This window comes from Acinetobacter sp. 251-1 (assembly GCF_030329305.1).
GTDB classification, from domain to species: domain Bacteria; phylum Pseudomonadota; class Gammaproteobacteria; order Pseudomonadales; family Moraxellaceae; genus Acinetobacter; species Acinetobacter piscicola_A.
This window is the reverse complement of record NZ_JACANS010000047.1, coordinates 1-3,170: the sequence shown is the minus strand read 5'-3', so window position 1 is coordinate 3,170 and position 3,170 is coordinate 1. Positions and strand designations below refer to the sequence as shown.

The window sequence follows — 3,170 nt, the reverse complement described above, 5'->3', positions numbered from 1 at the left end:
TTTTGTGTGTAGGCTTCTTCATTTGAAAATTATATCGCTGAAAAAGCCTTTACAGATAGGTTTGTGCAACAAAGCCGAGTTAAGGTAAAAATTTGTGACTATATGATTTTTTATCTATGTACATTGATGGATATTTAGATTTCTTAAATAAATTAAAATATTAACTACTAGCCTATGATGGTTATAGGTGTTATAGATATTTTTCATTAAATTTTTTAATATATTTATGATGAATAAGTGGGGTAATAAATTTAAATAAATTGGTATGACTTGATTTTTTTATATTGTAATATAATGGTTTTATTTAAATGAATATTAATGCTTTGGGTTGTATTAAATATATGAATAAAGATTCTATTTCACTATATTTTTTTGTATAATTAATCATTAAAAATATATTTTACGTAATGCAAATAATGGTATGAAAACCCTCACCTAAGCAAGGGCGTTCTAGTGCATAATAATTTTTAATGCCAAAGTTTTTCTGTGGCCAAAGATAATGATTTCACAGAAAAACCCACATTATTGTCAGTTCAAAATTGACAAGAAGAATTCTTCAATTCAACAGAATATTGTTTGTCATCAGTCGATAATTTCATACGTACTTCATACGGATTTACACGTTGAAATTGATGTTCAAATAAATGAGCGCAATTTTTTGTGAGATTATCCGTAAATAGTTTTTTAATTTCTTGTGAACTCATATCTTGGCTAAATTGTTTAAAATCAGGTGAGGTAATAATGCCTTCAATTTCAATGTAATTTGGGTGTAAACGTAATTTTTCAATCAACGTGTTTTGATCAATTTGTAAAGGCAAAGTCCGAGAGTCTTCATCACTTAAATAACTGAGAACGTCTTTTAATCTTTGGTTGTTTTTGATTTTATAATTGGCATCCACGATTTTGTATTGAACTAAATAATCATCAAGTTCAGTCGCTTGGATAGCGGTGGAAAATGAGCCGATCAAAAGGCTAGAACTGAGCAAAATTGTTGTAAGTTTCATAATTAAGTCTTATTCAAAGTATGGTTTTATTATATGCAATATAGAGATGAATACTAGTGTGAAAAGTTAAGTTTCAAGTATTATTGTTTTTTGAGTCGTTGCAAAAAAAAAGGCTTTGATTTACAAAGCCTTTTTAAAGTATGTTAAATGCTTATACTTTTTTTAAATTTTCATTAATTAAAAATTCAACTAAAGCTTTCTGTGCATGTAAACGATTTTCTGCTTCGTCCCAAACCACAGCATTTTTATGGTCAAGCATATTTTCAGAAATTTCTTCACCACGATGTGCAGGGAGGCAATGCATAAATAAGCAATCAGGATGAGCTAAATCCATTAATTTCTCATTAACTTGATAGTCTGCAAAGGCTTTTTCACGGATTTTTTGCTCTTCTTCTTGCCCCATACTTGCCCAAACATCAGTGACAATTAGGTCAGCGTTTACAGCAGCATCTTCAGCAGAATCAACAAGTTCAACACAATGCCCAAATTCAGATAAAAACTCATCCTTAGGTTCATAGCCTTTTGGAGATGCAATCTTGAGTTTAAAGCCCCACATGTGCGCAGCTTCAATATAAGAATTACACATATTATTGCCATCGCCAATCCAAGCAACAGTTTTACCTTGGATTGAACCACGGTGTTCAACAAAAGTTTGAATATCAGCTAATAATTGGCACGGGTGATGGTCATCAGTTAAGGCATTAATGACAGGAACTTTTGAATATTCAGCAAAACGCTCTACGATGTCATGACCAAACGTACGGATCATCACGATATCTAACATACTTGAAATCACACGTGCCGAATCTTCGATTGGCTCACCGCGACCCAATTGTGTATCACGAGAAGATAAGAAAATCGCACTTCCACCAAATTGGCTCATACCTGCTTCAAAAGAAACACGTGTTCGCGTACTCGACTTTTCAAAAATCATTCCCATGACTTTACCAACAAAGGGTTGGAATGTTTCATTGTTATGTTGTTTTCGCTTCAGTTCTTGAGCACGCTCAATAATGCGGTTCAATTCAGCAGTAGATAGGTCACGTAGTGTTAGAAAATGTCGTAGAGCCATGGTTACTCCACAATAATTGTATAGCCAAAACCAATAAGGAGATTGACCAACAATTCATTGTTGGTTGATTAAAAACAAAGAAGAATTTTCTAATATACTATAAGAATGTTGAAATGCAAAAAAACTAGACTTTTTGATGACCTTTTAGAAAGTGATCAACGCAATATTCGATATGTTTGATGACTTCTTGTTCGGGTTTATCTACTTCTAAGCCCATCAGAACACGCCACTCAAAATCTCTTAAAATACCAAAATACATCATGGCAGAGCTATATGGATTAGTGCAGTTTAATATTCCTTGAGCATGTGAATGCTCTAAAGCTTTTGCAATAGTTAATTGAATATAATGCGCTCCCTTTTCATGAATATATAAGGCTAAATTGGGATTTTTTTGAGCTTGTTCGATAATAAGTCGAATAAAGGCAATATTTTCGGGTTTTTTAAGATGAAGATAAAAATTAATTAAGATTTGAACAAGATAATGGCGTAAATGATCTTCTTCTGAATTATAACAAGCACAAATATCTTTAAAGAATAAGTCACGACGATAATCACAAATTGCGGTAAATAAACCTTCTTTATTACCAAAATATTTATAAATAGAGGTTTTAGAGCCACCTGCATGATTCACAATATCATCTAAAGATACAGCTTCGTAACCATGTTCTAAAAATAATTCATTCGCACTCAATAAAAGCGCTAACCGCCGTTGTTGACCTCGGCGAGTTTGTGGTTGTTCACCACAACTTATAGCGTTAATTTCTGCGAAATGTTTTTGCATAAAAATAATCGAAATACAGAATCTTTGTCATGATTATAGCAAAGAAGTCAAGAAATTTCTGTTGATAAATATAGGCTTTATTTTGTCATGAAATACTACAATTAAAATAATGAATATAAATTCATTAATTCTTTGACTAAAGTTTTAGAGCTTTTCCCCTAAAAAGTCATGGCGGAGTAAATTTTTATGGATATACTCAAACCTCGATAAATAGATAGACCACTGTGGAAAGGAACATGACACAAGAAACGTCTGCAGGCTTAAGATTTAGACAAGCACTGGAAGTGGAAAAACCATTACAAATTATCGGTAC

3 protein-coding genes are annotated in these 3,170 nt (G+C 32.2%); all 3 read right to left on the bottom strand.

Annotated elements, in window-relative coordinates; translation table 11 throughout:
* Positions 1-533: 533 nt before the first annotated feature.
* The 3 genes from HX129_RS17600 to HX129_RS17590 all read right to left on the bottom strand — a co-directional run bounded on the left by HX129_RS17600 (position 534) and on the right by HX129_RS17590 (position 2,857).
* On the bottom strand, positions 534-1,004 hold the full coding sequence (locus HX129_RS17600) for a hypothetical protein (protein ID WP_174492504.1): 471 nt from the start codon (positions 1,002-1,004) through the stop codon (positions 534-536).
* A 151-nt stretch (positions 1,005-1,155) separates the two neighbouring features.
* Positions 1,156-2,076: an ornithine carbamoyltransferase gene (gene argF / locus HX129_RS17595; protein WP_174492505.1), complete on the bottom strand. Its 921-nt coding sequence runs from the start codon at positions 2,074-2,076 to the stop codon at positions 1,156-1,158.
* A 124-nt stretch (positions 2,077-2,200) separates the two neighbouring features.
* Positions 2,201-2,857: a TetR/AcrR family transcriptional regulator gene (locus HX129_RS17590; RefSeq protein WP_286436391.1), complete on the bottom strand. Its 657-nt coding sequence runs from the start codon at positions 2,855-2,857 to the stop codon at positions 2,201-2,203.
* Positions 2,858-3,170 lie beyond the last annotated feature (313 nt).